This is a genomic window from Sphingomonas jaspsi DSM 18422 (assembly GCF_000585415.1).
Classification (GTDB): Bacteria; Pseudomonadota; Alphaproteobacteria; order Sphingomonadales; family Sphingomonadaceae; genus Sphingomicrobium; species Sphingomicrobium jaspsi.
Map to the genome: position 1 here is coordinate 1,851,853 of NZ_KK073876.1, position 25,566 is coordinate 1,877,418.

Annotated in this window: 32 protein-coding genes, 1 other RNA gene and 1 pseudogene; 20 read left to right on the forward strand and 14 right to left on the reverse strand. The window is 64.0% G+C overall.

All coding sequences use genetic code 11. The features are described from left to right. Positions 1 to 124 precede the first annotated feature (124 nt). Both rpsP and ffh read right to left on the reverse strand, forming a co-directional pair. Positions 125 to 610, reverse strand: a pseudogene (gene rpsP / locus G570_RS09460) (30S ribosomal protein S16); the annotation flags it as partial. A gap of 34 nt (positions 611 to 644) precedes the next feature. Further along, the gene (gene ffh, locus G570_RS09465; protein WP_174377469.1) at positions 645 to 2,123 is read right to left on the reverse strand and encodes a signal recognition particle protein; all 1,479 of its coding nucleotides are present in this window, start codon (positions 2,121 to 2,123) and stop codon (positions 645 to 647) included. 249 nt (positions 2,124 to 2,372) lie between these two features. Here ffh and G570_RS09470 point away from each other — a divergent pair, with 249 nt between their 5' ends. Further along, on the forward strand, positions 2,373 to 3,071 hold the full coding sequence (locus G570_RS09470) for a CDP-alcohol phosphatidyltransferase family protein (RefSeq protein WP_037501641.1): 699 nt from the start codon (positions 2,373 to 2,375) through the stop codon (positions 3,069 to 3,071). A gap of 25 nt (positions 3,072 to 3,096) precedes the next feature. Here G570_RS09470 and G570_RS13225 read toward each other — a convergent pair whose 3' ends face one another. Then, on the reverse strand, positions 3,097 to 3,516 hold the full coding sequence (locus G570_RS13225) for a hypothetical protein (RefSeq protein ID WP_051504247.1): 420 nt from the start codon (positions 3,514 to 3,516) through the stop codon (positions 3,097 to 3,099). A 67-nt stretch (positions 3,517 to 3,583) separates the two neighbouring features. Here G570_RS13225 and dapF point away from each other — a divergent pair, with 67 nt between their 5' ends. Genes dapF through G570_RS09505 form a run of 6 tightly spaced genes read left to right on the forward strand, consistent with a single transcriptional unit; the run spans position 3,584 to position 8,807 of the window. After that, positions 3,584 to 4,387: a diaminopimelate epimerase gene (gene dapF / locus G570_RS09480; RefSeq protein ID WP_156930472.1), complete on the forward strand. Its 804-nt coding sequence runs from the start codon at positions 3,584 to 3,586 to the stop codon at positions 4,385 to 4,387. Further along, a complete protein-coding gene (locus tag G570_RS09485; protein WP_037501647.1) occupies positions 4,384 to 5,583 on the forward strand; it encodes a MiaB/RimO family radical SAM methylthiotransferase in 1,200 nt (399 codons plus the stop codon). Before dapF ends, G570_RS09485 begins: the two co-directional genes overlap by 4 nt. After that, positions 5,580 to 6,494, forward strand: a complete 915-nt coding sequence (ftsY, locus tag G570_RS09490) for a signal recognition particle-docking protein FtsY (protein ID WP_037501650.1) — start codon at positions 5,580 to 5,582, stop codon at positions 6,492 to 6,494. The genes G570_RS09485 and ftsY overlap by 4 nt, the downstream gene beginning before the upstream one ends. Next, positions 6,491 to 7,111, forward strand: a complete 621-nt coding sequence (locus G570_RS09495; RefSeq protein WP_037501653.1) for a septation protein A — start codon at positions 6,491 to 6,493, stop codon at positions 7,109 to 7,111. Before ftsY ends, G570_RS09495 begins: the two co-directional genes overlap by 4 nt. Then, the gene (locus tag G570_RS09500) at positions 7,108 to 8,049 is read left to right on the forward strand and encodes an ABC transporter ATP-binding protein (RefSeq protein ID WP_037501656.1); all 942 of its coding nucleotides are present in this window, start codon (positions 7,108 to 7,110) and stop codon (positions 8,047 to 8,049) included. The genes G570_RS09495 and G570_RS09500 overlap by 4 nt, the downstream gene beginning before the upstream one ends. Continuing rightward, entirely contained in the window at positions 8,046 to 8,807 is a 762-nt protein-coding gene (locus tag G570_RS09505; protein ID WP_037501660.1) for an ABC transporter permease, read from the forward strand. The genes G570_RS09500 and G570_RS09505 overlap by 4 nt, the downstream gene beginning before the upstream one ends. Positions 8,808 to 8,858: 51 nt before the next feature. On the opposite strand, the gene G570_RS09510 is transcribed toward G570_RS09505, so the two are convergent. Both G570_RS09510 and pspF read right to left on the reverse strand, forming a co-directional pair. Then, positions 8,859 to 9,482: a superoxide dismutase gene (locus tag G570_RS09510; protein ID WP_037501663.1), complete on the reverse strand. Its 624-nt coding sequence runs from the start codon at positions 9,480 to 9,482 to the stop codon at positions 8,859 to 8,861. Positions 9,483 to 9,572: 90 nt separating this feature from the next. Next, complete coding sequence (pspF, locus tag G570_RS09515; RefSeq protein WP_037501665.1) at positions 9,573 to 10,631, reverse strand: phage shock protein operon transcriptional activator; 1,059 nt, start codon at positions 10,629 to 10,631, stop codon at positions 9,573 to 9,575. A 160-nt stretch (positions 10,632 to 10,791) separates the two neighbouring features. Between pspF and pspA the strand changes: the two genes are divergently transcribed. The 9 genes from pspA to G570_RS09560 are packed head-to-tail and all read left to right on the forward strand — an operon-like array spanning position 10,792 to position 14,230. Beyond that, positions 10,792 to 11,460, forward strand: coding sequence for a phage shock protein PspA (gene pspA / locus G570_RS09520; protein ID WP_037501669.1), 669 nt, complete (start codon positions 10,792 to 10,794; stop codon positions 11,458 to 11,460). After that, complete coding sequence (gene pspB / locus G570_RS13745; RefSeq protein ID WP_037501672.1) at positions 11,461 to 11,727, forward strand: envelope stress response membrane protein PspB; 267 nt, start codon at positions 11,461 to 11,463, stop codon at positions 11,725 to 11,727. It abuts the gene before it with no gap. Positions 11,728 to 11,731: 4 nt separating this feature from the next. Beyond that, complete coding sequence (gene pspC, locus G570_RS13750) at positions 11,732 to 12,118, forward strand: envelope stress response membrane protein PspC (RefSeq protein WP_037501675.1); 387 nt, start codon at positions 11,732 to 11,734, stop codon at positions 12,116 to 12,118. A 29-nt stretch (positions 12,119 to 12,147) separates the two neighbouring features. After that, a complete protein-coding gene (locus tag G570_RS09535; RefSeq protein ID WP_037501678.1) occupies positions 12,148 to 12,492 on the forward strand; it encodes a hypothetical protein in 345 nt (114 codons plus the stop codon). Then, positions 12,492 to 12,773, forward strand: coding sequence for a hypothetical protein (locus G570_RS09540; protein WP_037501681.1), 282 nt, complete (start codon positions 12,492 to 12,494; stop codon positions 12,771 to 12,773). The genes G570_RS09535 and G570_RS09540 overlap by 1 nt, the downstream gene beginning before the upstream one ends. Further along, positions 12,770 to 13,048 (forward strand): hypothetical protein, encoded by a 279-nt coding sequence (locus G570_RS09545; protein ID WP_037501684.1) that lies wholly within the window; start codon positions 12,770 to 12,772, stop codon positions 13,046 to 13,048. The genes G570_RS09540 and G570_RS09545 overlap by 4 nt, the downstream gene beginning before the upstream one ends. A 13-nt stretch (positions 13,049 to 13,061) precedes the next feature. Then, on the forward strand, positions 13,062 to 13,319 hold the full coding sequence (locus G570_RS09550; RefSeq protein ID WP_037501687.1) for a hypothetical protein: 258 nt from the start codon (positions 13,062 to 13,064) through the stop codon (positions 13,317 to 13,319). Positions 13,320 to 13,358: 39 nt separating this feature from the next. Continuing rightward, on the forward strand, positions 13,359 to 13,775 hold the full coding sequence (locus G570_RS09555) for a SufE family protein (protein ID WP_037501691.1): 417 nt from the start codon (positions 13,359 to 13,361) through the stop codon (positions 13,773 to 13,775). Further along, positions 13,772 to 14,230, forward strand: coding sequence for a PaaI family thioesterase (locus G570_RS09560; RefSeq protein WP_245600280.1), 459 nt, complete (start codon positions 13,772 to 13,774; stop codon positions 14,228 to 14,230). Before G570_RS09555 ends, G570_RS09560 begins: the two co-directional genes overlap by 4 nt. Here the strand turns inward: G570_RS09560 and G570_RS09565 are convergent. After that, entirely contained in the window at positions 14,220 to 14,756 is a 537-nt protein-coding gene (locus tag G570_RS09565) for a J domain-containing protein (protein WP_037501693.1), read from the reverse strand. The two genes, G570_RS09560 and G570_RS09565, sit on opposite strands and share 11 nt — an antisense overlap. A 54-nt stretch (positions 14,757 to 14,810) precedes the next feature. Further along, an RNA gene (gene rnpB, locus G570_RS13285) (RNase P RNA component class A) lies at positions 14,811 to 15,179 on the reverse strand. A 282-nt stretch (positions 15,180 to 15,461) separates the two neighbouring features. Here rnpB and G570_RS13755 point away from each other — a divergent pair. Then, positions 15,462 to 16,232 (forward strand): hypothetical protein, encoded by a 771-nt coding sequence (locus G570_RS13755; protein WP_156930414.1) that lies wholly within the window; start codon positions 15,462 to 15,464, stop codon positions 16,230 to 16,232. Positions 16,233 to 16,276: 44 nt separating this feature from the next. On the opposite strand, the gene G570_RS09570 is transcribed toward G570_RS13755, so the two are convergent. The 7 genes from G570_RS09570 to G570_RS09600 form a co-directional block, all read right to left on the reverse strand. Beyond that, entirely contained in the window at positions 16,277 to 16,957 is a 681-nt protein-coding gene (locus G570_RS09570; protein ID WP_037501694.1) for an N-acetylmuramoyl-L-alanine amidase, read from the reverse strand. A gap of 31 nt (positions 16,958 to 16,988) precedes the next feature. Further along, entirely contained in the window at positions 16,989 to 17,840 is an 852-nt protein-coding gene (locus G570_RS09575; RefSeq protein WP_037501695.1) for a CheR family methyltransferase, read from the reverse strand. After that, the gene (gene cheB, locus G570_RS09580; protein ID WP_245600281.1) at positions 17,831 to 18,934 is read right to left on the reverse strand and encodes a chemotaxis-specific protein-glutamate methyltransferase CheB; all 1,104 of its coding nucleotides are present in this window, start codon (positions 18,932 to 18,934) and stop codon (positions 17,831 to 17,833) included. The genes G570_RS09575 and cheB overlap by 10 nt, the downstream gene beginning before the upstream one ends. Positions 18,935 to 18,944: 10 nt before the next feature. Continuing rightward, a complete protein-coding gene (locus G570_RS09585) occupies positions 18,945 to 19,310 on the reverse strand; it encodes a response regulator (protein WP_037501696.1) in 366 nt (121 codons plus the stop codon). 56 nt (positions 19,311 to 19,366) lie between these two features. After that, entirely contained in the window at positions 19,367 to 19,813 is a 447-nt protein-coding gene (locus G570_RS09590; protein ID WP_037501698.1) for a chemotaxis protein CheW, read from the reverse strand. Further along, positions 19,813 to 22,158: a chemotaxis protein CheA gene (locus tag G570_RS09595; RefSeq protein ID WP_037501700.1), complete on the reverse strand. Its 2,346-nt coding sequence runs from the start codon at positions 22,156 to 22,158 to the stop codon at positions 19,813 to 19,815. Before G570_RS09595 ends, G570_RS09590 begins: the two co-directional genes overlap by 1 nt. A gap of 84 nt (positions 22,159 to 22,242) precedes the next feature. After that, positions 22,243 to 22,878 (reverse strand): histidine phosphotransferase family protein, encoded by a 636-nt coding sequence (locus G570_RS09600; protein ID WP_037501702.1) that lies wholly within the window; start codon positions 22,876 to 22,878, stop codon positions 22,243 to 22,245. An 85-nt stretch (positions 22,879 to 22,963) separates the two neighbouring features. Between G570_RS09600 and G570_RS09605 the strand changes: the two genes are divergently transcribed. The 3 genes from G570_RS09605 to G570_RS09615 all read left to right on the forward strand — a co-directional run bounded on the left by G570_RS09605 (position 22,964) and on the right by G570_RS09615 (position 25,380). Beyond that, positions 22,964 to 23,917, forward strand: coding sequence for an RluA family pseudouridine synthase (locus G570_RS09605; protein ID WP_037501703.1), 954 nt, complete (start codon positions 22,964 to 22,966; stop codon positions 23,915 to 23,917). A 61-nt stretch (positions 23,918 to 23,978) separates the two neighbouring features. Continuing rightward, positions 23,979 to 24,884: an RNA polymerase sigma factor RpoH gene (rpoH, locus tag G570_RS09610; protein WP_037504059.1), complete on the forward strand. Its 906-nt coding sequence runs from the start codon at positions 23,979 to 23,981 to the stop codon at positions 24,882 to 24,884. A gap of 82 nt (positions 24,885 to 24,966) precedes the next feature. Further along, positions 24,967 to 25,380: a nuclear transport factor 2 family protein gene (locus tag G570_RS09615; RefSeq protein WP_037501705.1), complete on the forward strand. Its 414-nt coding sequence runs from the start codon at positions 24,967 to 24,969 to the stop codon at positions 25,378 to 25,380. Positions 25,381 to 25,566: the final 186 nt, after the last annotated feature.

Sequence of the window (25,566 nt, forward strand, 5' to 3'; positions counted from 1 at the left end):
CTTCTTCGGCTTCGCCTTCGGCCGGAGCCTGGGCGCTTTCGCCGGTCACTTCAGCGGCATCGTCGCCGGCATCGGCGTTCGGCGTCGCTTCGTTGGTTTCGGCTTCGGCGGCCGGGGCCTCTTCAGCGGCAGGAGCCTCTTCAGCGGCAGCTTCTTCGGCAACCGGAGCTTCTTCGGCAACCGGAGCTTCTTCAGCAGCCGGCGCTTCTTCCGCCGGGGCAGCAGCAGCTTCGGCGGCTTCCGCTTCGGCGGCGGCCTTGGCTTCTTCGGCTTCCGCCAGCTTCGAGGCCTTTTCTTCCGCACGGTCCTTGGCCTTCTGGCCCGGTTCCGCCTTCTGCGGGTTGTTCTTGGCGGTGCGTTCCTTCAAGCCGGCGGCGTCAAGGAAACGGGCAACGCGGTCCGACGGCTGGGCGCCGACCGACAGCCAATGCTTCACGCGATCGGCGTCGAGCTTCACGCGCTCGGGCGAATCCTTCGCCAGCAGCGGGTTGTAGGTGCCGACCTTCTCGATGAAACGGCCATCGCGCGCGTTGCGGCTGTCGGCCACGACGATGCGGTAATAGGGACGCTTCTTGCTGCCACCACGGGCCAGGCGAATTGCAACTGCCATAGTCTTCTTCCTTCGTTAAATCGGTGTGATACGCTTATTTCTTGCCGAACTTGTCGAAGCCCGGCGGGAGGTTGAACCCGGCGCCGCCAAGGCCCGGGAGACCGGGCATTCCACCCGGAGATTGTCCGCCGCCAGCGCCAAGGCCGCCCAGCATCTTTTCCATGCCGCCTGCGCCGCCCATCATCGCGGCGAGCTTGCCGAAACCGCCCATTTTCTTGAGCCGCTTCATGGCGGTTTCCATGTCCTTGTGCATCTTCAGCAGCTTGTTGACGTCTTGGACGGTCGTCCCGCTGCCCTTCGCCACGCGGATCTTGCGCTTGGCGTTGATGATGTCGGGTTTGGCGCGTTCCTTGGCGGTCATCGACGACATGATCGCCTCAAGCCGCAGCAGCGCCTTGTCGTCGACCGCGCCGGGCTTGGGCATGCCCTTCATTCCCGGCAGCATGTTGGCAAGCGCGCCGAGGCCGCCCATCCGCTTCATCTGCTGGATCTGCATGGCCAGGTCGTCGAGGTCGAACTTGCCCTTGGCCATTTTGGCCGCGAGCTTCTCCGCTTCCTCGATCTTGACCGTTTCGGCGGCGCGCTCGACGAGGCTGACCACGTCGCCCATGCCGAGGATACGTCCCGCGACCCGGCTCGGGTGGAAGGCTTCGAGCGCATCCATGCCTTCACCGACGCCGGCGAACTTGATCGGCTTGCCGGTGACCGCGCGCATCGACAGCGCCGCACCGCCGCGTGCATCGCCGTCCATGCGGGTCAGGATGACACCGCTAAGGTCGACCTCGCCGGCAAAGCCCTTTGCGACGTTGACCGCGTCCTGTCCGGTCAGGCTGTCGACGACCAGCAGCGTTTCGACCGGGCGCGACGCGGCGGCAACCGCCTTCATCTCGCTCATCAGCGCGTCATCGACGTGGAGGCGGCCCGCCGTGTCGAGCAGCAGCACGTCATAGCCCTGAAGCTTCGCCGCCTGCAGCGCGCGTTCCGCGATCTGGACCGGGGGCTGGCCGGCGATGATCGGCAGCGTGTCGACCTCGACCTGGCGGCCGAGCACCGCAAGCTGCTCCTGCGCCGCCGGGCGGGCGACGTCGAGCGAGGCCATCAGGACCTTCTTGCGCTCTTTTTCCTTGAGCCGCTTGGCCAGCTTGGCGGTGCTGGTGGTCTTGCCCGAGCCCTGCAGGCCGACCATCATCACGACGGCCGGCGGATTGACGTCGAGCATGAGCTCGGCGCCCTGCCCGTCCGTACCTTCACCGCCCAGCATTTCGACCAGCGCGTCGTTGACGATCTTGACGACCATCTGGCCAGGCGTGACCGACTTGATCACTTCCTGGCCGACCGCCCGCTCGGTCACCTTGTCGACGAACTCGCGGGCGACCGGCAGCGCGACGTCGGCTTCGAGCAGCGCCACGCGCACCTCGCGCATCGCCGAACGGACGTCGTCCTCCGACAACGCGCCGCGGCCGCGGAGCTTGTCGAATACGCCCGAAAGACGATCGCTAAGGCTGTCGAACATCCAAATTCCTTTAAACAACGGGCATGCAAAGACGGAAACGCCGACGGGCGAAACCTCGCCGGTCAGCGTGGACCTGATCTGGGCGATCTCAGTCCGTCATCGATGTCATGTCCGTAAAGACGTGGCGGCCCTTACGCGCAGCGCCGTGGAAGGTCAAGGTCGCGCATCGGAACGCTTGGTCGCCTTCGTGCGTCGTTACGCAGCGATGTCATTGTCATGACAACATTATTAATCCATAGGCCGCCGCCCATGCTGCAACGTACATCCAACGACGCCCGGTCGGTAAAGCCGCTCAACCGCATCCAGGAAAATCTGGTCGCGCGTAACGAGCGTCGCCTGCTGAACTATCTCTGCGAACGGCTGCCCGCATGGGTCATGCCGGATCATCTGACGGGCCTGGCCGTATTCGCCGCTTTCGTGATCGGCCTTGGCTACATCCTTAGCTGGTATGATCCCAACTGGCTGTGGATGTCGGTCGGCTTCTATTTCGTCCACTGGTTCGGCGACAGCCTCGACGGCAGCATTGCCCGTTATCGCAAGATCGAGCGGCCTCGCTTCGGCTACTTCATCGACCACAGCATGGACGCGCTTGGCACCATGATGATGCTCGTCGGGATGGGCATCGGACCATATGTCCGGCTCGACGTCGCCCTGTTTGCGTTGACCGGCTATTTCCTCCTGTCGATGCACACCTTCCTCGCAGCCCGCGTTCTGGGCGAAATGAAGCTGTCGTACATCGCAGCCGGTCCGACCGAACTTCGCATGCTCCTGATCGCCATGACCATCGCCATGTGGGCGACGGGTTGGCGGGAAATCGCACCGACCGACGTCACCCCGTTCGACTGGCTGGTCGGCGGCGTAGCGACGATCCTGACCCTGTTGTTCGTCGGTCAGACGGCGACGACCGCCCGCCGTATCCTGCGCGAAGGCGAAGCCCCCCGCGCCTGAGCGGCGCTTTCACCGGTAGCTGAATTCAGGCTTTGGGCTTGCCCGGACCGCGTGGGCTTTTTGGACCGTTGCCGCTCGGCCGCGGGCCGCGTCCTTCCCCCGGGCCACGCCGACCAGGCGAACGGCGAATGTCGCGACGATCGGTGGGGCCACGACGTTCGCGTTCCGGCACGCGGTCCAGCGGACGCGACTGCTGCATCGTGGCCTTGGGGCCGACGGCATAACCTTCCTTCAACAACTGGGTGAAGGCCGAGCGCACACTCTGCGCAATCGAGTCCTGCACCGCCTTGGGCAGGTCGGCGAAGGCGGTGTTCGGGTGTAGCGATTGCAGGTCGCGCAGCATGACGTTGGGCACGCCCCCCGAACCCTTCTTCACCGCTTCGATCGCGTCGGCGACCGCGGCGAAGATGATGGATTGCATGACGTCGGTGGCGGCTCGCTGCACTTGGAAACTCCATTGATCGGTGCCGAGAAAGTAGACTCGGCGCGTGACGCCTCCTAAGTCGGCGCGCGTGATGCGGCAATTCCACAAGATGCACGGGCTTGGAAACGACTTCGTCGTGCTGGACGGTCGCGTCGATCCGATCGTCATGACCGACGCACTCGCCAAAGCATTGAGCGACCGGCACACCGGCATCGGCTGCGATCAGTTGATCCTGTTGTCGAAAAGCGATGTCGCCGACCTTCGAATGGACATCTGGAACGCGGACGGGTCGGGCGCAGAGGCGTGCGGCAATGCCTTTCGCTGCGTCGTCAAGCTCGCCGGCGCTCACACCATCGAAACCGAAGGCGGTATCGTCGAAGGATCTCTCGGCGAAGACACGGTCGAAGTTACCCTGCCCGCGCCGAGCTTCGGTTGGGACCAAATTCCGCTCGCCTATCCGCTCGACACCGCCGAGCTGCCGATGGCGTGGGACGAGCTGAAGCATCCGATGGCGATCAATGTCGGCAACCCGCATATCGTATTCTTCGCCGACAAGGTCGACGAACGGCGCCTGCGCGAACTTGGCCCCGGCATCGAAACCGACCCGGTCTTCCCCGATCGCATCAACGTCAACGTCGCCCGTGTCGAAGACCACGGATCGCTGACCCTCCGCACCTGGGAGCGCGGCGCGGGGCTGACATTGGCGTGTGGAACCGGCGCCTGCGCCACCGCCGTCGCGGCAATCCGGCAGAAGAAGGCAGCGTCGCCGGTCACCGTCCACATGAAGGGCGGCGACCTCATCATCGACTGGGCGGAAGGCCAACCGATCCGCATGCGCGGCCCCGCGACCCACGTCTTTACGGGCACCATCGACCTTGAGGCTTTCGCCTGATGGGCGCGGAGACGATCACGCTCGGCTGTCGCCTCAATTTCGCCGAGAGCGAGGCGATGCGCGGGCTGGCAGGCGACGATGCGTTGATCGTCAACAGTTGCGCCGTGACCAACGAGGCGGTGCGCCAGACCCGACAGGCGATCCGCCGCGCCCATCGCGAGCGACCCGAACGCAAGATCATCGTCACTGGTTGCGCCGCGCAGCTCGACCCCACCAGCTTCGCGGCCATGCCCGAAGTGGCCAAGGTCATCGGCAATGCCGACAAATACCGCGCCGACGCTTTTGCGAGCGAAAACAGGGTCGTGCGCAGTGACGTCATGACGGCATCTCCACCGCCCGTCGCCGCCGGCTTCCTCGCCAGGGTTCGCAGTTTCGTTGCGGTACAGACGGGGTGCGACCATCGCTGCACCTTCTGTTCGATCTGGCAGGCGCGCGGGGCGAGCCGGTCGCTGCCTTATGAAGCGGTGCGCGAAGCGGTCGTGCGCGAACTGGACGCCGGCGCGAAGGAAATCGTCCTCACCGGCGTCGACATCACCAGTTTCGAAGGCGGTTTGGGTCCGCTGTGCCAGCGCCTGCTAGCCGACCTGTCGAGTCTCAAGCGTCTGCGCCTTTCCTCGCTCGACAGTATCGAGATCGACGACGCGCTGATGGAGCTGGTCGCGGGCGAACCGCGCCTGCTGCCCCACTTCCACCTCTCGCTGCAGGCCGGAGACGACCTCATCCTCAAGCGCATGAAACGCCGCCACAGCCGCGCCGACGCGGTCGCCACCGTCGCGGCGCTCAAGAAGGCACGGCCCGATGTCACCATCGGCGCCGACCTCATCGCCGGTTTTCCGACCGAAAGCGAAGCGGCGGCGCAGAATAGCCGCGACCTCATCCGCGACTGCGACATTGTCGCCGCGCACATCTTTCCCTTCTCGCCGCGCCCCGACACGCCCGCCGCGCGCATGCCGCAGCTGGAGCGCGAGACGGTCAAGGCCCGCGCCGCGCGCCTTCGCGAAATAGCCGCAGACCATCGCAACCGCTGGTTCGATAGCCTGGTCGGCACCCGCCAGAAGCTGCTGATCGAGAACAGCGAGAAGGGCCACGCCGATAATTTCGCCCCCGCCCTTGTCTCCGGATCGAAGCGGGGCGACATGGGTTCGGCATCCATCACCGGTCGCGACGGCGACCTCCTCATCGGGATTTTTGAATGAGTTGGCTTGAGCGCCTGACCGGCGGCTTCAAAAAGACGGCGGACCGGCTGGGCGAGAATATCAGCGGCCTCACCACCAAGGCCGCGCTCGACACGTCGACGCTCGACGATATCGAAGAAGCGCTGATCGCGTCCGATCTTGGCCCGGAAGCGTCGAAGCGCATCCGCGACGCCATCGCCGCTCGCCGCTACGAACAGCTCGACGAGCGCGGTTTGCGGACGATCCTTGCGGAGGAAATCGAGAAGATCCTCGCCCCGGTCGCCAAACCGCTCGACGTGTGGGGCTTTCCGCGCCCGCACGTCATCCTGGTGATCGGCGTCAACGGCAGCGGCAAGACCACCACCATCGGCAAGCTCGGCCATTTGCTCAAGGAACAGGACTATGGCGTGCTGCTCGCCGCCGGCGACACCTTCCGCGCCGCCGCGATCGAACAGCTCAAGATCTGGGGAGACCGCATCGGCGCGCCGGTGATCAGCGGCAAGGAAGGCGGCGATGCTGCCGGCATCGTGTTCGACGGGGTCAAGCAGGCCACTGCCACGGGCATCGACGCGCTGATCGTCGACACCGCGGGGCGCCTGCAGAACAAGGCGCATTTGATGGACGAGCTCAGCAAAGTCCGCCGCGTGCTCGGCCGCCTCAACCCCGAAGCGCCGCACGACGTCATCCTCGTCCTCGACGCGACCACGGGGCAAAATGCGCTCAACCAGATCGAGGTGTTCGCACGCGACGCTGGCGTCACCGGTCTCGTCATGACCAAGCTCGACGGCACCGCGCGCGGCGGGGTGCTGGTCGCGGCAGCGGAAAAGTTCGGCCTGCCGATCCATGCCATCGGCGTTGGCGAAGGCGTCAACGACCTGCGTCCCTTCGATCCCCGCGCGGTCGCCCGCGCCATTGCAGGACTTTCCGAATGACCGCGGCCCCGAACAGCGAACCCACCGGCCTGTCGCGCCTCGCCATCGATCTCGGCCCGTTGCTGGTATTTTTTGCGGTCAATTTTCTCGGCAGCGGTTTCGGCCCGGCCAAGATCTTCATCGCAACCGGCGCTTTCATGGCCGCGATGATCGTGGCGCTGGTCTATTCGGCGATCCGTTTCCGCTACGTGTCGCCGCTGCTTTTGTTTTCGGGCGTGATGGTCGTCATCCTCGGCGGCCTGACGATCTACCTGCACGACGAAACCTTCATCAAGATCAAGCCGACCATCTACTATGCGCTGGTCTCGGGCCTTCTCGCCTTCGGGCTTGCCACCGGCCGCAACCTGCTGAAGGCCGTGCTTGGCAGCACCTATCCCGGCCTCAGCGAAGCCGGCTGGCGCAAACTGACCGTCAACTGGGCGATTTTCTTCGCCGTGATGGCGATGGTCAACGAAGCGGTCTGGCGCAATACCAGCACCGACTTCTGGATCGGCTTCAAAATCTGGGGCGCCATTCCCGCCACGCTGTTGTTCGCAGCCGCCAACGTGCCGATGCTGCTCCGCCACGGCCTCAACGTCGACGACCCCCAACCCACCGAGCCGGGACCCATCGAATGAGCGATCCGATCATCCGCATTTCCAAGCTGCGCAAGGCCTATGCGGGTGGGACGGAGGCGCTGAAGGGCGTCGACCTCGACATTCGCAAGGGCGAGATCCTGGCCCTCCTTGGCCCCAACGGCGCGGGCAAGACGACGCTAATCTCAATCGTTTGCGGCATCGTCACGCCGACGTCGGGCGAGGTGCTGGTCGGCGGCCATGACAACCAGACGCACTTCAAGCAGGCACGCTCGCTGATCGGCCTTGTGCCGCAAGAATTGACCACTGACGCGTTCGAGAGCGTCTGGTCGACCGTCCGCTTCAGCCGCGGCCTGTTCGGCAAGCCCAGGGACGACAAGAAGGTCGAGGACATCCTTCGCCGCCTGACGCTGTGGGACAAGCGCAATGCGAAGATGATGGAACTGTCGGGCGGCATGAAGCGCCGCGTGATGATCGCCAAGGCCTTGAGCCATGAGCCCGACATCCTGTTCCTCGACGAGCCGACAGCAGGCGTCGACGTCGAATTGCGCCGCGACATGTGGGATTTGGTGCGCCAGCTGCGCGCCGACGGGACGACCATCATCCTGACCACCCATTATATCGAAGAGGCCGAAGAAATGGCCGACCGGGTCGGGGTCATCAACCGCGGCGAACTAGTCGCGCTGGGCGACAAGGCCGAGCTGATGGCGCAGATGGGCCAGAAAACGCTCAAGATCGCGCTCGAACCGCCGCTGGAGGCATTGCCGGCAGGCCTTGAGCAATGGGCGCCGGCGCTGGAAGATGACGGCCATACGCTCTGCTACCGCTTCGACAGCCACGCCGAAAATACCGGCATCGCTGGACTGATGCGCACACTCGACAGCCTCGGCATCGGCTACAAGGATCTCAGCACCCACCAGTCGAGCCTGGAGGACATCTTCGTCAAACTGGTCCATTCAGGCGTGGGAGAAGCGGCATGAACTGGACCGGCATCGGCGCCATCTACCGCTTCGAAATGGCGCGGTGGAAGCGGACTCTGTGGCAGAGCGTAGTCGCGCCCGTCATCACCACGTCGCTCTATTTCGTGGTGTTCGGCTCGGCCATCGGCGGGCGGATGAGCGCGATGGACGGCGTGCCATACGGCAGCTTCATCGTCCCCGGACTGATCCTCTTGTCGGTGCTCACCCAGTCGATCTTCAATGCCAGTTTCGGCATTTATTTTCCGAAGTTTACCGGCACTATCTATGAAATGCTCTCAGCACCGATTTCACCGATCGAGCTGGTGACCGCCTATGTCGGTGCGGCCGCCAGCAAGTCGGTTCTGCTGGCACTGATCACGCTGGCGACCGCCTTCCTGTTTGTGCCGGTGACGATCGCCCATCCGCTGCTGATGCTGCTGTTCCTGATCGCGATTTCGGTGGGCTTCTGCCTGCTTGGCTTCACCATCGGCATCTGGGCGAAGAACTTCGAACAGCTGCAGGTCATCCCGCTGCTGGTCGTCACCCCGCTGACCTTTCTCGGCGGCGTCTTCTACGCCACCAGCTCCATCCCCGAACCGTGGCGCACGGTGACGCATTTCAATCCCATCCTGCATCTGGTCTCGGGTTTCCGCTGGACCTTCTTCGAGCTCGCCGACGTGCCGCTGTGGTCGAGCCTGGCCGTCATGGCGGCGGCCATCGTCCTGCCGCTGTCGGCGATCATCTGGGTGTTCAAGACAGGATATCGGCTCAAAAACTAAGGGCGGCAGCCTTTCGGCCACCGCCCTGCAGTCTGGTCGGGATAAACCGGTTCAGCTTTGCTGGTCGGCCCGGCTGGCGCCCTCGCCGTCAAGGTTCTGGCCGACGAAGTCCCAGTTGATGACATTTTCGAGCACGCTCTTTAGATAGTTCGGGCGCGCGTTGCGATAGTCGATGTAATAGGCATGTTCCCACACATCGAGCGTTAGCAGCGGCTTCATGCCGTGAACGACAGGCGTATCGGCATCGTGGAGCGAGGTAATCTCCAGCTTGCCGTTGTTGAGGATCAGCCAGCCCCAGCCGCTGCCGAAATGGTTGGTGCTTTCGGTGGCCAGCTTTTCGAGCAGCGCCTCATGGCCGCCGAAATCGCTGTCAATCATGTCCTTGAGCTTGCCCGAGGGAGCGGTCGACCGCGCCGGCGCCAGGCACTGCCAGAAGAAGCTGTGGTTCCAGATCTGGGCGCTGTTGTTGAACAGGCCCTTGTCGCCGGTGTCTTTCGCCTTCTGGATCACCTCGACCAGCGACGCGCCTTCCAGACCCTTTTCGCCCAGCATGCCATTGGCCTTGTCGATATAGGCCTTGTGGTGCTTGCCGTGGTGATAGTCGAAGGTCTCGGCCGACATAAATTCGCCCAGGGCGTGCTTGGCAAAGGGAAGGTCAGGCAAGGTGAATGGCATCGAACAGCTCCTTCGTTGATAGGTTGCTTACCGAACGCCCCTAGGCCGTGAGCGTTGCAAGTCAACGACCGACCCGCGTCGCAAGGGCGATCAGGCAGGCGCGGTAAGCGACAGTTCGTGGCGTTTCATGGCGTGGCGAAGCTGGTCGTAGCTGAGGCCAAGCGCCGCAGCGGTCGCCCGCTGGTTGTAACGGTTGCGCGCCAGCGCATCCTCCAGCAACGCCTTCTCATAATCCGCGACGGCCGAACGGAAATCGCTGGTGGTGGTCGGAAACGACGATGCGGCCACGTTCAAAGGTGCTGGCGCGTCGTTCGGCGCAGACGGCATGCTAGTCGCCGTGGGGGCAGAGGTCGGCGCCATGCTGGCCATCGGTGCCCATGGCGATGCGAAGGGGTCGAACTGGATTTCGTCGATGGCCCGTTCGGGATCCTCCGCGCGGTAAACCGCACGCTCCACCACATTGCGCAGTTCGCGGACGTTGCCGGGCCATGGGTAGGCCTCCAGTGCGGCCATCGCGCGATCAGAAAAGCCCGGCCAGTTCGGCCAGTCCAATTCGACCGCCATCCGCCGTCCGAAATGCTCGGCCAGCAGCGAAATGTCTCCCTGCCGCTCGCGCATCGGCGGCAGCGTCACGACTTCGAACGACAGGCGGTCGAGAAGGTCGGCCCGGAACCGCCCCTGCTCGACCAGGGTAGGCAAATGCTCGTTGGTCGCCGCGACGATGCGCACGTCGACCTTGATCGGCTTCGACGCGCCGATGCGCGTCACCTCGCCATATTCGACGGCGCGGAGCAGGCGGTCCTGCGCCGGCGACGACAAGGTCGCCAGTTCGTCGAGGAACAGCGTACCGCCGTCGGCCTCCTCGAACCGTCCGTGCCGCGTCTTGGCCGCCCCGGTGAAGCTGCCGGCCTCGTGCCCGAACAGCTCCGCTTCGATCAGATTTTCCGGCAGTGCCGCGCAGTTCATCGTTACCAGCGGCCCCGACCAGCGCTGCGAAAGGTGGTGGAGGCGCTCGGCGATCAGTTCCTTGCCAGTCCCGCGCTCGCCGATCACCAGCACCGGTCGGTTGAGCGGCGCGGCGCGGCTCGCCCGCTCGACCGCGTCGAGAAAGGCGAGGCTTGATCCGACAAATTGATTGGACCGATCCATGGCCCAACATGTGGTGGCAAATCCCACCATCTGGCAAGATTTTTCACACCGCCGTTGGTCGAAAAATCCCTGATTTTCCGGTTTTTCGACCTATTTTTGTTTTTGGCACATTTGCTGCAGAAGGAATTGCGCAACAGGGCGTCCAGTTTGGAGTCATTGAATGGGTATCTTCTCCCGTACTCGGGACATCTTCGCAGCCAACATGACCGAGCTGCTCGACCGTGCCGAAGATCCGGCGCGGATGATCCGCATGATCATTCTCGAAATGGAAGAAACGCTGGTCGAAGTGCGTGCCTCGGCGGCCCGCTCGATCGCCGACAGCAAGGAAATGAAGCGCGCGCTAGTGCGCCTCGACGAGCTGCAGTCGAGCTGGACCGAAAAGGCTCAGCTGGCCTTGTCCAAGGACCGCGAGGACCTGGCCAAGGCCGCGCTGATCGAACGCCAGAAGGCGGCGGACATGGCGCAGGGCCTGAAGGTCGAACTGTCGTCGATCGAGGAAACGTTGAAGGGCTATGAAGTGGACATCGCCAAGCTTCAGGGCAAGCTGCGCGAAGCCCGCGCCCGCCAGAATGCCATCGCGTCGCGCATCGAAAGCGCCGTCACCCGCGCCCGCACCCGCGAAGTGCTGAACGGCAGCCGCACCGATGATGCCTTTTCGAAGTTCGAGCTGCTTGAGCGGCGTGCCGACTTCGCCGAAGGCCGCGCCGACGCACTCGGCATGACCGGGCCCAAGAGCCTGGAAGAGGAAATCGCAGAGCTCCGCGCGACCGAACAGGTCGACGCCGAGCTGGAGGCCATGAAGGCCGCGTTGAAAGCCAAGGGGGCTTAAGTGGACGAAAATCTGATTCCGTTATTTGCCATCGTCACGCTGTTCATCGGCCTGCCGTGGCTGGTGTTCCACTACATCACCAAGTGGAAGACCGCCGCCACCATCAGCAGCTCCGATGAGAAACTGCTCGACGAACTGCACGATGCCGCCCGCCGGCTCGACGATCGCCTCTGCTCGATCGAACGCATCATGACCGCCGAAAATCCCAACTGGCGCCAGCAGTGCCTGCCGCAAGAGCGCCAGCGCCTGCTGAGCGATGGAGAATAAACCGATGCCGCAGCCCGCAAGCCGCACCAAATTCTACCTCGACAAGCGTCACGGCAAGGTGATGGGCGTGTGCTCCGGCATCGCCAACTACACCGGGATGGACGTGTCGCTCGTCCGCATCATGGTGGTCGGCGCCGTGTTCATGAGCGGCGGCAGCATCCTTCCGCTCTACTTCATCGCCGGCTACATCGCCGACGACGAACCGCGCGAACTGGCGCTGGAGAATAAGGAAGACAAGGAATTCTGGCAGGGCGTACGCCAGTCGCCGGCCCGCACGGCCCGCGACATTCGCGGTCGCCTGCGGGAAATCGATCGCCGCCTGGGTGACATCGAAAGCTATGTCACCACCGAAAACCGTAGCCTCGCTCGGGAAATCGAAGAGCTTCGCTGAACATAAATTTTGTAATGGGGGAATGACCGATGGACCCGGAAATGGCCCAAGCGTTCGACTTTCTGCTGCGGATCCTGCCGATGGTGGTGATCATCGTCGGCCTGTCGATCGGCGGCTCGCTGCTGCACACTTGGCTCAAGATCAAGAATGGCTACCCGCTGCAGAATGCGTGGGGAATGGCCATCCATCCGAAGAAGGATGAGGAAACGGTCGAGCGCATTCGCCTGCTGACGACCGAAAATGCGCAGCTTCGCGCCGAGCTCGGCTCGGTCAAGGATCGGCTCGAAACGGTCGAGCGGATCGTCACCGACCAGCCGCTGCGCCTGGCAGCCGAGATCGACCAGCTCAAGATCGGCAAGGGAGGGAATGCCTGATGCAATTCGGTGATGTCGTCGCGCTGCTGATCGTCGTCCTGATTCCGACGGTGTTTCTGTCGTATATGGCCAAGCGCTTCTTCGCGTTCCGCGAGCGGCAGCTGGACGCCGAAACGACGCTGGCGGCGGAAAAGGCGGCGCAATATGCTACCGCCAACGCGGAGCTTGAAGCGCGCGTCAGAGTGCTGGAAAAGATCGTCACGGACGGCGGACTCGAAACCGCCGCCCAGATCGAGGCGCTGCGCGCGCCTCGCCTCACGGTTGGAGACAAGGTGCAGTGAACCCGTTTGAATTCGTCCTGGCGATCATCATCGTCGTCACGATCGGCAAGATCGTCCGTTATCGCATGGGCGACCGCGACGCCTTCCGCCGCGATATTCGCGTCCGTGGACCGGGCATCCACCTGCTCGACGACCGTGACGATCACCCGGCGGAAACCGAGCGACTGAAAGGCGAGGTCCAGCAGCTCAAGGACCGCATCAAGGTGCTGGAGCGGATCGCGGTCGAAAAGGAAGACACGCTGTCGCGCCAGATCGAAGAACTGCGCGACCGTTAAAGGGGGATTGATCGTGGATCTTGGACCGCTCGTTCCGATTGTCGCCATCCTGTCCGGCCTCGGATGGGGTGTGATCGGCCTTCAGAAACGCAAACTGACCATGTCGGCCAACGCCTCAAGCGAAGAAGCAGAGGGGCTTCGTGCTGAAAACCGCAAGCTGGCCGAGCGCATCGCCGTGCTCGAACGGATCGCCACCGACAAGCCGTCGCGGCTGTCTGCCGAAATCGACGGCTTGGCCAGCCTTCCGCCCAGGCGCGAAACGACCGAGTAGCGGTGACAGGCGCGCTCCGGCGCGCTAGGCGCTGGGGCGATGACTGCCTTACCAAGCCTTTCCGACCTGGCCGACGAATATGAGTTCCTCGACAGCGAGGAGCGTTACCGGCTTCTGATCGATCTCGGCCGCAAGCTGGAAGAGATGCCCGACGCGCTGAAGACCGACGCGACCAAGGTCCGCGGCTGTTCAGCATCGGTGTGGGTTTACCCCACCACCCTTCCCGACGGTCGGCTGCATTTCCTCGCCGACAGCAACGCCGCCATCACCAAGGGGGTGGTGGCGCTTGTGCTGGCAGCGGTGCAGGACAAGCCGGCCGCCGAGGTGGCGGAGATGGACGTCGCCGGGGCGCTGGCCCCGTTCGACCTCACCCGCGAGCTTTCGTCGAACCGGACGCAGGGCATTCCCAACATGATCGCGCTGGTCCGCGACACAGCGGCGCGGCTGGCGGCGTGAGCGAAAAGCTGTCTCCCGAGGCCGACGCCGCGCTGCGCGACGGGTTCGACCCCGACCTGTTCTTCAAGCTGGCCAGCAAGGTCGGTCACGGCAAGGCGCTGGGACTTCGCTTCCGGCGCACCGACGGCCCGTTCATCGAGCTGGAACTGCCGTGGCGCGAAGAGCTGGTGGGGGTCGCGGACAGCGGCTATCTGGCGTCGGGCGCGATCATCAGCCTGATGGATACCTGCGCGGGCTCGGCCGTGTGGATCGCGCTGGGCGGGTTCCGGCCGCTGGTGACGATCGACCTGCGGCTCGACTATTATCGCCCGGCGCTAAAGGGCGAGACGGTGATCGCGCGCTGCAGCTGCGACAAGCTGACCCGCCAGATCGCCTTCGTCAGCGGCTTCGCGCACACCGGCGACCCCGATCGGCCCGTTGCGCGCGCGACCGGCAGTTTCATGATCAACCCTTGACGGGCTTGCGTTCCTCGGCCGTTTTCAGGACCTCATAGGCAGCCTGGATCGCCTGGAAGCGCTTGGCCGCTTCCTCGTCGTCGCGATTGGTGTCGGGGTGGTTGGCCTTCGCAAGCTTGCGGTACGCAGCCTTGATCGCGACGAAGTCCGCGTCGCTCTCCAGTTCCAGCACCGACAACGCCCGCATCTCGTCGCGGCTGCGGGTGCCGTCCCCTGCCCCGCCCCAGGCATAGTGGGCGCTCTTGCGATAGGCCGACGCGCTGCTTTCCTCGTCGGCGGCGCGGCGGGCCGCTTCCTCGGCAGTGAGGCCGGCGAAGTAGTTCCAGTTCTTGTTATACTCGGCTGCATGGGCTTCGCAGAACATCCAGCGGTCGGGGCTGTTGGGCGCCTTGGGCGCGGGCCGGTCGCCCGGCTCGTTGCAGCCTTCGCGGTCGCACAGGCGAACCTGGGTCGCGGCACGACCCTTGGCGCCGTAGGGGCGCCAGCGGGGAAAACCCCAATCGTCGGTTCGCGTTTGCCGAGCCATCACTTCCTCAACTAGTGACGCGCGGCCCGGTTCGCCAGCGCGTTAGAGACAAAAAGAGCCAGGGGACCTGTAAGCCGGGTTCTGTCCACCGCTTTCGCGGATGGGCGACCATTCCTCTAGGATGCGGATTGCTCCGCATCTCAAGCGACCAACCCGGGTGCCGGGGCCGGAACAGGCCCATTTGGCACCCCTATTCGGTCTTGCACCCGGTGGGGTTTACCGTGCCGCGAATGTTGCCACCCGCGCGGTGCGCTCTTGCCGCACCCTTTCGACCTTACCCGCCCGAAGACAAGGCGGTTTGCTTTCTGTGGCACTTTCCCTCGCCACCGAAGTGGCGGCCGGGCGTTACCCGGCACCGTCGTTCCGTGGAGCCCGGACTTTCCTCGCCTCACCGAAATGAGCCGCGGTCGCCCGGTCCCCTGGCCGGGATGCATATAGCGATGCTTCTTAAGTTCACAAACTGCTCACGAACGGCGCGTTTTTGCGCGGTGTGCGTGAATTTAAGGCATTGGGTGCGTCGCGGTCGCAGAATCCCACAGAAACTTGAATCCGACAGATTGGAAGAGCCAAGCTAAAATAGTTGCAAACTGACTGTGCTGTAGGACAGCATAAATCGAATGCAATCAAACTAGCTTCTGCGACTAGACTAACAGAAAGTCTGCTATCTTAATACTTTCCTTCACGAACATTTAGGTAGCATAAGATATGGAACCGGATTTTTCCGATGCGAAGGCGCTCCTATCCAGGGCAAAGAGGCATTACAACGATTTCAATCAAGCTGTGCACGGAAAAGGGCTCTCCACGCTTTGGAAGCACAGCGAGTCCTTTGACCCTCGTTCTTTTGAATGGTACTATAGCTTAACGATAGATCGACAGCGATTGATCGAAGCAAAACCGACACTGGCCGACGCCGCCAACAATGTTGTTTCCGCACTTGACCACGTGATTTCGGCGGTCGCAAAGCCACTCAACGCCAAGCGAGACGGGCTATATTTCCCGCGCCCTTCTCCACTGTATTTTCAAAAGGATTTGAAGGGCATTTCAAAGCGAATTGGCATAAAGTTCGCTAACGTAATCGATATCGTTCATCGGACCAGGTATGAACGTGCGCATGTACAGGCCGCTCGCGAAATTGCGAATTCTGGGAAACACTGGGAACTTCCACTCGCAAACGGTTCGCTCGTTGCGGTAGCTTTGCATTTGCCGACAGGTCAGAGAATTATCTCACTCCCAGAACACGCCTTCAGGGATCAGACGTCGCACGAATATTACCGGGATCGAATTCGCTTGCCTAATGTGGCCCGCAGCATTGTAATCGGCCAACGCGTGGAAGGGTTATCTAAGGATTTGCCTGCCAGCCCCGACAGCATATTTCCTTGCGCGTTTCGCTACGTAGAAGCCATCATTGACGCCATGGAGCGAGCGGCCTTTGGAGGCATAATTATTAAACACGGGGGCAAAGCGGTTGATATTTGAGGCGTTTGGAGGGTCTAACTACCGATGGCCCTAAGCCGGCAAGATTACTGCGGCCTCGGCAGCAGAAGCGCCAGCAGCTTCGCTCGGCACTCCCCGTCGATGATGCCGTCGATGAGGTCCGGGCGGAATCGCCGCTGGAAGGCGATCACCGCCTTTTGCGGGTCGGTGACTTCATAGCCGAAGCGTTCCAGCGCGAGCAGGAAGCCGGCGTCGGTCCAATAAGGGTCCATCAGGTCTCGCGTCGGGCTCGGCAGCGCCAACCGGCGCTTGGCCAGTTCCCACCAGGGGAAGAGTTCGCCCGGGTCTTCCTTGCGGGTCGGCGCGATGTCGCTGTGGCCGACGATGTTGCCGCGGGTGATGCCGTGGCGGCTCTTGACGTCGTTGACGAGGCCCATCACCGCCGCGACCTGTTCATCCGGGAATGGCCGGTAGCCGAATTCATGGCCGGGATTGACGATTTCGATGCCGACACTGGCGCTGTTGACGTCGGTGATGCCGCGCCAATAGCTTTTGCCCGCGTGCCAGGCGCGCTTGTCCTCTTCGACCAGCTGGACGATCTGGCCATCTTCCAGCACGCAGTAATGGGCGGAAACCTTGGCCTCGTCGGAGGTCAGCCGTTGCAGCGCGCTCTCCGCATCGACCATGCCGGTGTAATGCAGCACGATCATCGAGACCGGCAGCTTGCGCTCGTCGAAATTGGGTGAAGGGCGCTGCGTCACGTCCATGGCGCTGTAGGGCCATGAAGCGCGGTCAGGGTCAAGCCCTAGCGGTCGCCCGTCGTTCGATCGGCTGTTCGGGCAGGCGGTAAAGCCCGCGCGCCGACGGATCGGCTTCGAAGCGGCGGGTCTGGCCGATGACCGTTTCCCCTGCCCCCATCATCAGCCAGCCGTCCGGCGCCATCGCGTCGGCGATCCGGTCGAACACCTGCGCCTTGCGCTCTCCATTGAGGTAGAGGAGCACGTTGCGGCACAGGACGATGTCGAATTCGCGCGGGTGCGGCGCGGGTTCGAGCAGGTTGTGGACCTGGAAGCGCAGGTTCTTGCGCAGCGGTTCGATCGCGCGCCAGCCGTCGGGGGTTTCTTCGAACCAGCGGATCATCTGGGCGATGCCGAGGCCGCGCTGCACTTCGAACTGGGTATACATGCCTTCGCGGGCGCGCTTGACGGCGGCTTCGCTGACGTCAGTGGCCATGATGTCGATCGTCCAGCCGGTCCAGCGCATTGGGTCTTCGGCGAACATCATGGCGAGCGAATAGGCTTCCTGGCCCGTCGAACAGCCGGCCGACCAGATGCGAATCTTGCGGCTGGCGGCGCGGCGCTGCTGGAGTTCGGGAAGCGCGGACTTGGCGAGCAGGTCGAACGGCGCGCGGTCGCGGAAGAAGTAGGTCTCGTTGTTCAAGAGGGCCTCCACCACCTGGCTGGCGAGCGCGGGTTCGCGGCCCATCACCAGGATCGTGATCAGTTCGTCGAGCGTCGGGATGCCGCGATCGCGCAGGATCGAGGCGAGCGCAGTCTCGATCCGCCAGCGACGGTTCATCGTCAGCTGTTGTCCGGTACGGGCTTCGAGCAGTCCGGCGAGGATCCGGCTGCTGCTGTCACTTACTTGCACAGGGCCTCCTGGACCATAGACGCTACGCGACGCGCGATCTTGTCGGGCGGAAGGATGGCGCTGGCGAGGCCAGCGTCGGCGATCGAGCGCGGCATCCCCCATACCGCGCTGCTCGCCTCATCCTGCGCGATGACCGCGCCGCCCTTCGCGACGAGACGCCGCGATCCTTCCAGCCCGTCGCGGCCCATGCCGGTCAGCACGATGCCCAGCGCGGACGAACCCAATACGTCGCCGGCCGACGCCAACATCGGATCGACCGAGGGCATGCAGCCGCTCGACGCCTTCACCTTCGACAGGCGGACGACCAGCTTGTCGCCGATCTGGTCGACGATGAGGTGCGCGTCGCCCGGCGCGACGACGATACGATCGGGAAGCAGGCGCATGCCGTCTTCCGCGACCAACGCGTCACGGCCGGCCGCGGTCGCCAGCTGACGGGCGAAGACCTGCATGAACGGCGGCGGCAGATGCTGGGTGACCAGGATCGGAACGCCGACCGTCGGCGGTAGCTGGTCGAAGAAGGTCGCCAGCGCGTGGATGCCGCCGGTCGAGGCGCCGATCGCGATCAGGCGGATGCTGCCGTCCGACAGAGGGCGCAGCGCCATCGGCCGGGGCTTATCAAGGGTCGTGCCCGCCTCCCGAGGGTTGGCGGCGAGTGCGCGAAGCTTGCCCAGCAACACTTCGGAAAAGCGGCCGTTGAACCGGCCGGTGCCGGGCTTGGGCAAGGTGTCGGCCGCTCCTAACGCGAGGGCGGCGACAGTTTCCTCCGCCCCTTCTTCGGCGAGCGAGGAGACGATCAGAACCTGCGCGCCGTTGGCGGCCTTGAGGATGCCAGGGATCGACTTCAAACCGCCTGCGCCCGGCATTTCCAGGTCGAGCAGGACGACATCGACCGACACATGACCCAGCGCGATGATCGCGTCTTCGGCAGTCCCGGCGACGCCGACGATCTCGAAATCCGGGTCGGTGTGGATCATGCGCGACAGAACCGCGCGCGCGACCATCGAGTCATCGACGATCATCAGCCTGATCGGCCGGCGCGATGCGCTGGCGGGCCCGGCATCGCCGGTCCGCTTCGAGGCGAGAGCGCCCTTCACGCGGATCCGGTCAGGCGACGCCGACGAGTTGCAGCTTGATGTGGAGCGTTTCGCGGTCGAACGGCTTCATCACATATTCGTCCGCCCCGGCTTCGAGGGCGGCGCGGATGTGCGCCATGTCGTTTTCGGTGGTGCAGAAGACGACCTTGGGCTGGTCCTCATGCCCGCGCTGGCGCAAAAGCTTGAGGAATTCCATGCCGCTCATCACGGGCATGTTCCAGTCCAGCAGGACGACGTCCGGCATCTTGGCTTCGCAACGGTCGAGCGCTTCCTTGCCGTCACCCGCCTCGTCCACCTGAAATTCCAGGGTTTCGAGAATGTGGCGAGCAACCTTGCGGATCACCTTGCTGTCATCGACGATAAGGCAGGTTTTCATAGACTCTTCCGTTTCCAATCTTGGGACGGTGTTAGCGGATAAGGGTAACCAAGGGCTTAAGCCGCGCGTGCTTCGACGGACGGGCCGGCAATCAATTTTTCGATGTCGACCAGCAGCAGCGGGCCTTCATCGGTCTCGACCATGCCTTGCGACACGCGTTCCCAGCCCTGCTCCATCGGCGCGCGCACAGGCGCTGGCTCGGACAGGGCTTCGAACACGTCTTCGACGACGTCGACGGTCAGCGCGTAATGATGACCTTCGATCTCAACCACCGCGGCTTCATGGATTCCGGCGCTGGTAAGGTCGGTGGTGCCGAGTTCGAGAGAACGGCGGCAGTCGATAACGGTGAGGACGCGGCTGCGCAGCGCACTCAAGCCCGCGATGTGCGCCGGGGCGCGCGGCACCGGGATCAGCGCTTCCAGTTCGACCACGCTTTCGACCGCGGCGGCGGGCAGCGCGACGCGGCTGCCGGCGATGGAGACGATCAACAGAAGCTCGTTCATCAGGCCCTCCCCGCGCCCGCGGCCTTGAGCGCAATCAACAGGCCCGCGCGGTCGTAACGATAGATACTGTCGGCGCCGTCGGCGGCGTCCGGGTTGGTGGCGAGACGCAGCACCTTCCCTGAGCGATCGCCTTCGACCTTGGTGCCGTCGGATACGATGGTGATATCGGCATCGGCCTCATCGCTCTCACCGATGACGGCATAGCCCGCGGCCTCGACGATCGGGCGCAGCATGTTCTGCATCCAGGCGTCGCCTTCGGGCATGCGGCAGATCATCGTCCGGCGCGGCGCGGCCGAAGCGCCGACATGTTCGGCGAACAGCCAGTGCGCGTCGATCAGCTCGGCCGGCTCGCCGCCGATCAGCGCCACGCCATGGACCTGGCCCGGAACATCGGCGGGAATGACCTTGTGGTCGAGGGTCATCAGGTCGATGACCTCGCGGAAGGCATAGCCGATTTCGTGGACGCCGTCGTTGATGCGGAAGACGCGGACCTTGTCGCCGAATTCGGCTTCGTCGCGTACGCCAGCCAGCGGCAGAATGGTCTCGCCCAGCTGGACGCGGAGCTGCCCCGCGGCGTTGCGGATCGCATCGCGCGAAACTTCCTCGATACGGTCGACCACGCCGAGGCGCAGCGCGCGCCGTTCGCCGCCCAGCGAGCGGAACAGCAGGACCGGGATTTCATTGTTGTTGGCCGCAACCGGCGCGTCGGCGATGCGCGAGCTGCGTTCGGTCGTGTCGAGCTTGACCCCGCCCACGGCGGCGATGCCGGCCGGGTCGAACAGCAGGATCGGGCTGCCGTCGTCGGCCAGCGTGGTGCCGGCGTAAAGGCCGGTCGCCATCACGGCTGGCGCGGCGGGCTTTACCACCAGCTCTTCATGATCGTGAATCCTGTCCACCGCGAGCGCATAGACGTCCGCGCCGGCCGGACGGAGGACGACCAGCGTGCGGTCGTTGTCGGCGACATCGCTCGGCACGCCGAGCACATCGGCAAGGGCCACTTCGGGGACACGGCGACCGCGGATGGTCGCGATCCCTGCCCCACCCACGACATCGAGCGTGACGCTGGTACCGTTGACCCGCACGATCTCTTCGATCGACGAGCGCGGGATGGCGAAATGCTGGCCGCCGATCGAAACGGTAAGCGCCGGAATGATGGTCAGGGTCAGCGGCACGCGCAGCGTCATCCTGGTGCCCTTGCCCGGGGTCGAATCCACCTCGACCACGCCGCCGATCTTTTCGACGTTGGAGCGGACCACGTCCATGCCGACGCCGCGGCCGGAAATGGCGGTGACCTGCTGGGCCGTCGAAAGGCCCGCTTCGAAGATCAGGGCCAATTGTTCGGAGCGCGACAGGCCTGCCGCCGTATCACGATCGATGACGCCGTTCGCGAGCGCCTTTTCGACCAGCCTTTGACCGTCGATGCCCTTGCCGTCATCGACGATGTCGATGAGGATCTGGTTGCCCGACTGGCGCGCCGACACGCTGAGCAGGCCAATTTCGCGCTTGCCCGCCTTCAACCGGTCGCCCGGCGCTTCGATGCCATGATCGACCGCGTTGCGGATGATGTGGGTCAGCGGATCGCGGATCATCTCGATCATCTCGCGGTCCAGTTCGACGTCACCGCCGTCGATGTCGACCATCACCTGCTTGCCCAGTTCGCTCGACAGGTCGCGGACCATGCGCGGCAGGGCAACGAAAAGGTTCTCGATGCGCTGCATGCGGGTGCGGGTGATGGCATCGCGCATTTCGGCGATGATGCCCGACAGCCGTTCGAAGGCGCCATCGACCGCGACGTCGCCGGTCGATTCGCGCAGGCGGCGGGCCAGCTCGTTGCGGGCCAGCACCATGTCGCTGACGCCCGACATCACGCGGTCGAGCAGTTCGACCGATAGGCGGATGGTGCGCGGCGCACCGCCGGCGTTGCGGGGGCCATTGTCGACGGCGACCGCGACGGTGGCGACCGGGGTCGCGCCGTCGACGCCGGGTTCGAGCGCGTCGATCAGCGGTTGGTCGTCGCCAACCGGCATATCCTCGCCCGCGTCGATCGCGGCGATCATGTCGCCGATGCGGTCGATGACGGCGAGTACGGCGCTGACCAGCGCGGGATCGGGCGAGCGACGGCCGGCGCGGCAATCGGCCAGCGCGTCTTCGGCAGCGTGGCTGAGCGCCTCAAGTCGGGGGAAATCGAAAAAGCCGCAATTGCCCTTCACCGTGTGGACAAAGCGGAAAATGCTGTCGAGGCGGGCGCGGTCGTCGGGCGATGCTTCCCAGGCGACAATTTCCCCGCCCAGGGCTTCGAGCATTTCCCGGCATTCGGCCACGAAATCGGCAATCAGGTCGTCCATTGGCGATAAGCCTTCGCGTTCAAACGTTCGCGGACTTCTATGACGCCAAGGAGTTAACGCCCCGTTATCTGTAACGCGGTGACTTTAATTGGGCAGCGTGACACCGATCAGCAGCACTTCATCGGCGGGATCGTTGAGCTGGATCGAACCACCCGCCTGACTCGCAAGGCTGTGGGCCAGCCATGCCCCGGCCGCGCGCGGTTCGACCTCGCCGCCGCTGTGGCCTTGCGCGATAACTTCGCGCAGCTTGGGGTCGAGCAGGATGCGCGGACCTTCGGCGCGGATGACCATTTCGAGCGCGCCGTCGCGTTGTTCCGCGCCGACGTCGAGCCGGCCGCCGCGAACCAGCGCGTCGCCGGCGATCATGCCGAGATTGAGCAGAAGCTTGACCGCGCCCTTGGCCATTTTCTCGTCCGTGACCATCCAGCCGAGGTCGATGCGCTTGTCGGCGCCGTAGAGGCCTTCGAGCGCGGTGCGTGCCTCGCGCGTATCGATTTCATCGCCGAACCCGCCGCCCGCACCGAAGGCGAGGCGGAAGAATTTGAGCTTGTTGGCGCTCGCCCGTGCGCTTTCGGACAAGAGCTCCATGCAACGTTCACGCATATCCGGGTCCTGCTCATCGGCGAGCAGTTCGATACCGTTGTTGAGTGCGCCCACCGGGGAAAGCAGGTCGTGACAGAGCCTGGAGCAGAGCAGGCTGGCAAGATCGATGGCGTCCATGGCGGATTTCCATGCTTGTTTGCGGCGCGCGAGGCAAGTGGCGCCGCCCATTGAAACGGTCCGCAGCCGTCCCATATCGAGCATAATGTCGGGGGGTCGTCAGATCGTTGAAGTTGCGCTGGGCGCGGAGCAGGCCGGATGGCGGCTCGACCGCGCGCTTGCCGCGCAGGTGCGGACGCTGTCCCGCGAACGGCTGAAGGTGCTGACCAAGGCCGGCGCCCTCACCCGCGACGGCGAAGCGGTGCGCGATCCGGCGATCAAGGTGAAGGGCGACGAGCATTTCACGCTTGCCATCCCCGATCCCACGCCCGCTCATAACAAGGCGCAGGATATCCCGCTGGTCATCGCGTACGAGGATGAGCATCTGCTGGTCGTCGACAAGCCCGCCGGGCTGGTGGTCCACCCGGCGGCGGGCAACCTCGACGGGACGCTGGTCAACGCCCTGCTCCACCATTGCGGCGGGTCGCTGAGCGGCATTGGCGGCGTGGCGCGACCGGGCATCGTCCACCGCATCGACAAGGATACGTCCGGGCTGCTGGTGGTCGCCAAGCATGACCTCGCCCATGAAGGGCTGGCCAAGCAATTCGCCGACCACAGCATCGATCGCCGCTACCTGGCGATCGTATCGGATGTCCCGCGCTTTGCCGAAGGCGTCGTCGATGCCCCCCTCGCCCGCTCGTCCTACGACCGCAAGAAGGTCGCGATCGTGCCGGAAGGGCGCGGCAAGCGCGCGGTAACGCACTGGAAGAAGCTGACTAACCTGAAGGGTGCAGCGCTGGTCGAGTGCCGGCTCGAGACCGGGCGAACCCACCAGGTGCGCGTTCACATGGCCTCGATCGGTCATCCGCTGGTCGGCGATCCGGTCTACGGACGGACCCGCAAGGCGCACAAGGAGTTGTTGAAAGAGCTGAAATTTCACCGCCAGGCACTGCACGCGGCCCATCTGGGCTTCGTCCATCCGGTCACGAAAAGCCGTTTGTCGTTCGACAGCGCCCTTCCGCCGGATATGCAGCAACTGTTCAAGAGACTTGGTGTATAAGGGATAACAGGGTAAGGGACGCCGCTTGTGCGCCACTCACCCACTGGGAGTGAACGAAACGATGGCGAATGCGACGAAGGTTGTGTCGATCCCCGCATCTGGCGGCGAAGACGGGCTCAACCGTTACCTGGCCGAGATCAAGAAATTCCCGATCCTGGCGCCGGAAGAAGAATATATGCTGGCCAAGAGGTGGCGTGAGCACAACGACACGGATGCCGCCGCGCGCCTCGTCAACTCCCACCTCCGCCTCGTCGCCAAGATCGCGATGGGGTACCGCGGCTATGGCCTGCCGGTCAGCGAACTGATCAGCGAAGGCAATATCGGCCTGATGCAGGGCGTGAAGAAGTTCGAGCCGGACCGGGGCTTCCGCCTCGCCACCTACGCCATGTGGTGGATCCGCGCCTCGATCCAGGAATTCATCCTGCGCAGCTGGAGCCTCGTGAAGATCGGCACCACCGCCGCGCAGAAGAAGCTGTTCTTCAACCTTCGCCGGATGAAGAACCAGATCGACGCGTTCGACGAAGGCGACCTGAAGCCGGAGCATGTCCGCAAGATCGCCAACGACCTCGGCGTGACCGAGGAAGAGGTGATCAGCATGAACCGCCGCATGGGAATGGGCGGCGATACGTCACTCAACGCCCCGCTGCGCGATACCGAAGGCGAAGGCCAATGGCAGGACTTCCTGGTCAGCGACGAGCCGCTGCAGGACGAACTGCTCGCCGATGACGAGGAACGCAAGGTCCGGCACGAATTGCTGCTGGAGGCGATGGACAGCCTCAACGACCGCGAAAAGCACATCCTGACCGAGCGCCGCCTCATCGACGAACCCAAGACGCTGGAAGACCTGAGCCAGGTCTATGGCGTGTCGCGCGAGCGCATCCGCCAGATCGAGGTGCGGGCGTTCGAAAAGCTGCAGGCCGCGCTGATCCGCCTGGCGGGCGAGCAAAGGCTGCTTCCGGCGGCCTGAACCCGCGCACTCTGCGGTCCTCCCCTCTGGACAGAGCGATTGCGATGCGCCAGCGTCGCAGCCTCTGTCGGAGGAAACGCGCATGGACAGTCTGACCACCGAAATCCTCGCCACCAGCAACCGGTGGATGCAGGCCTGGATCGACAAGGACGGGACGACGCTGGAAGCCATCCTCGCGCCCGATTTCGCGCTCGTATACGGCGACGCCGCGACCCATCGCTTCGAGCGCGCCGCCTGGCTGGAACTGGCGCTGGGCGACTATCATTGCCATTCCATCACCTACCATAACGTACGCGTGCGCCGCATCACGGCCGACGTCGTCGTCATGTCGTCGATCGCCGAGATCGACGCCGATATCATCGGCGAAGAGCGGACGGGCAAGCTGTTCATCGTCGACTTGTGGCGCCGCAACGCGGTGGGCTGGCAAGTCTGCGCCCGCTACACCTCACGCGCCGGGGCGATGGAAGCGAGCGTGAAGGCGCTGATCGACCATTAGGTCCATCCTCGCCTAACGCCTTCTAATCGATAAGCCGACAACGCCGGTGCGGTAAGTCTTCCGCGTCAGCTGCGTAATAACCTAGCGTGTGCGCTTCGGCCGTTATGATTGAAAAAGCGAAGCCCGCCGGCATGTTTACGCCCGCTTTGTTTATTCAGCCGAATTGTCATAGCGTTGCGAGGGGAT

What these genes read in the sequence shown, in the direction of transcription:
- G570_RS09585 (WP_037501696.1), bottom strand. Translation starts at nt 19,310, where the DNA reads ATGAAAACCTGCCTTATCGTCGATGACAGCAAGGTGATCCGCAAGGTT.
- G570_RS09565 (WP_037501693.1), bottom strand. Translation starts at nt 14,756, where the DNA reads ATGGCTCGGCAAACGCGAACCGACGATTGGGGTTTTCCCCGCTGGCGC.
- G570_RS09540 (WP_037501681.1), top strand. Translation starts at nt 12,492, where the DNA reads ATGCAATTCGGTGATGTCGTCGCGCTGCTGATCGTCGTCCTGATTCCG.
- pspC (WP_037501675.1), top strand. Translation starts at nt 11,732, where the DNA reads ATGCCGCAGCCCGCAAGCCGCACCAAATTCTACCTCGACAAGCGTCAC.
- pspA (WP_037501669.1), top strand. Translation starts at nt 10,792, where the DNA reads ATGGGTATCTTCTCCCGTACTCGGGACATCTTCGCAGCCAACATGACC.
- G570_RS09505 (WP_037501660.1), top strand. Translation starts at nt 8,046, where the DNA reads ATGAACTGGACCGGCATCGGCGCCATCTACCGCTTCGAAATGGCGCGG.
- G570_RS09570 (WP_037501694.1), bottom strand. Translation starts at nt 16,957, where the DNA reads ATGGACGTGACGCAGCGCCCTTCACCCAATTTCGACGAGCGCAAGCTG.
- G570_RS09555 (WP_037501691.1), top strand. Translation starts at nt 13,359, where the DNA reads ATGACTGCCTTACCAAGCCTTTCCGACCTGGCCGACGAATATGAGTTC.
- pspF (WP_037501665.1), bottom strand. Translation starts at nt 10,631, where the DNA reads ATGGATCGGTCCAATCAATTTGTCGGATCAAGCCTCGCCTTTCTCGAC.
- G570_RS09590 (WP_037501698.1), bottom strand. Translation starts at nt 19,813, where the DNA reads ATGAACGAGCTTCTGTTGATCGTCTCCATCGCCGGCAGCCGCGTCGCG.
- G570_RS09535 (WP_037501678.1), top strand. Translation starts at nt 12,148, where the DNA reads ATGGACCCGGAAATGGCCCAAGCGTTCGACTTTCTGCTGCGGATCCTG.
- G570_RS09605 (WP_037501703.1), top strand. Translation starts at nt 22,964, where the DNA reads ATGTCGGGGGGTCGTCAGATCGTTGAAGTTGCGCTGGGCGCGGAGCAG.
- ftsY (WP_037501650.1), top strand. Translation starts at nt 5,580, where the DNA reads ATGAGTTGGCTTGAGCGCCTGACCGGCGGCTTCAAAAAGACGGCGGAC.
- G570_RS09615 (WP_037501705.1), top strand. Translation starts at nt 24,967, where the DNA reads ATGGACAGTCTGACCACCGAAATCCTCGCCACCAGCAACCGGTGGATG.
- G570_RS09495 (WP_037501653.1), top strand. Translation starts at nt 6,491, where the DNA reads ATGACCGCGGCCCCGAACAGCGAACCCACCGGCCTGTCGCGCCTCGCC.
- G570_RS09500 (WP_037501656.1), top strand. Translation starts at nt 7,108, where the DNA reads ATGAGCGATCCGATCATCCGCATTTCCAAGCTGCGCAAGGCCTATGCG.
- ffh (WP_174377469.1), bottom strand. Translation starts at nt 2,123, where the DNA reads ATGTTCGACAGCCTTAGCGATCGTCTTTCGGGCGTATTCGACAAGCTC.
- G570_RS13755 (WP_156930414.1), top strand. Translation starts at nt 15,462, where the DNA reads ATGGAACCGGATTTTTCCGATGCGAAGGCGCTCCTATCCAGGGCAAAG.
- G570_RS09470 (WP_037501641.1), top strand. Translation starts at nt 2,373, where the DNA reads ATGCTGCAACGTACATCCAACGACGCCCGGTCGGTAAAGCCGCTCAAC.
- G570_RS09510 (WP_037501663.1), bottom strand. Translation starts at nt 9,482, where the DNA reads ATGCCATTCACCTTGCCTGACCTTCCCTTTGCCAAGCACGCCCTGGGC.
- G570_RS09595 (WP_037501700.1), bottom strand. Translation starts at nt 22,158, where the DNA reads ATGGACGACCTGATTGCCGATTTCGTGGCCGAATGCCGGGAAATGCTC.
- G570_RS09600 (WP_037501702.1), bottom strand. Translation starts at nt 22,878, where the DNA reads ATGGACGCCATCGATCTTGCCAGCCTGCTCTGCTCCAGGCTCTGTCAC.
- rpoH (WP_037504059.1), top strand. Translation starts at nt 23,979, where the DNA reads ATGGCGAATGCGACGAAGGTTGTGTCGATCCCCGCATCTGGCGGCGAA.